Annotated in this window: 2 protein-coding genes and 1 pseudogene; 1 reads left to right on the top strand and 2 read right to left on the bottom strand. The window is 68.3% G+C overall.

What is annotated here, in order from left to right; translation table 11 throughout:
• A partial coding sequence (locus TW83_RS13040; RefSeq protein WP_045983216.1) for an aminotransferase class IV occupies positions 1–700 on the top strand: 700 nt, incomplete at its 5' end.
• Between the two features lie 43 nt (positions 701–743).
• Here the strand turns inward: TW83_RS13040 and TW83_RS13035 are convergent.
• On the bottom strand, positions 744–932 hold the full coding sequence (locus tag TW83_RS13035) for a hypothetical protein (RefSeq protein ID WP_045983215.1): 189 nt from the start codon (positions 930–932) through the stop codon (positions 744–746).
• An 82-nt stretch (positions 933–1,014) separates the two neighbouring features.
• Positions 1,015–1,135, bottom strand: a pseudogene (locus TW83_RS22040) (PTS lactose transporter subunit IIC); the annotation flags it as partial.

The raw sequence follows: 1,135 nt of genomic DNA, 5'->3' as shown, positions 1-1,135 counted from the left end.
GCTGCGCCTGATCGAATCGGGCCGCCTGCTGGACATGCCGATCCCCTATTCCGCCGAGGAGATCGACGCCGCCAAGGAGGCCGTGCTGAAGGCCAACGGCTTCGAGAACGCCTATGTCCGCGTCGTCGCATGGCGCGGGTCGGGGCCGGACATGGGCGTGTCTGCGGCGCGCAACCCGGTCCGCATGGCCGTCGCGGCCTGGGAATGGGGCAGCTATTACGGCGACGCGAAATGGCAGGGGGCGAAACTGGACGTGGCCAAGTGGAAGCGTCCCAGCCCCGAGACCATCCCCACCGCCGCCAAGGCCGCAGGCCTCTACATGATCTGCACCATGTCCAAGCACGCGGCCGAGGCCAAGGGCTGTTCGGACGCACTGTTCATGGACTGGGAGGGTTACGTGGCCGAGGCGACCGGCGCCAACATCTTCTTCGTCAAGGACGGAGAGGTCCACACGCCGCTGGCCGATCGCTTCCTGAACGGCATCACCCGTCAGACCATCGTGCAGATGCTGAAGGACAAGGGCTATACGGTCCACGAACGCCGCATCACGCCCGACGAGCTGGAGGGGTTCCAGGAATGCTGGCTGACCGGCACCGCGGCCGAGGTGACGCCCGTGGGCCAGATCGGCGACTGGCATTTCCAGGTGGGCCAGATCACCCGCGACGTGGCCGAAAGCTATGAGGCCCTGGTCCGCGCCTGAGGCCTGAATGCGGGACCGCCCCTGCGGGCGGTCCCCCTCGGGGTCACTTCAGGTGACCCCGCGCGATGCGGGCGTATTCGGCGGCCTTGCGGCTGTCCTCGGCCCGGGCATGGGGGCGCGCGTGCAGGGCGCGGATGGCACTGTGCATCCCGCCCTCGCGGTCAAGGCGCAGGAATTCGCGCAGGCGCGCCGCCCCCTGCATCCGCGGCTTGTCGGCATGATGTCTGGTCATGGTCAGCCCTCCCGTGGGTGTCACCCCTTGGACTATAGGGCCGATCCGGTCCGATTTGAACAGTGTTGTTCGAAATGCAGGCTCAGGCGGCCTTGATCCCCTGTGCCGCCGACAGGACCGCGTGCAGCGCGACGGGGTCGTCATTGGCGCGCAGCTTGGCGCGCAGGTCCTGGTCGCGCAGCGTGCGCGACACCAGCGCCAGC

The organism is Paracoccus sp. S4493 (assembly GCF_000967735.1).
Taxonomy (GTDB): Bacteria; Pseudomonadota; Alphaproteobacteria; order Rhodobacterales; family Rhodobacteraceae; genus Paracoccus; species Paracoccus marcusii.
The sequence above is the reverse complement of the archived record's forward strand: the minus strand, read 5'-3'. Positions and strand labels throughout refer to the sequence as shown.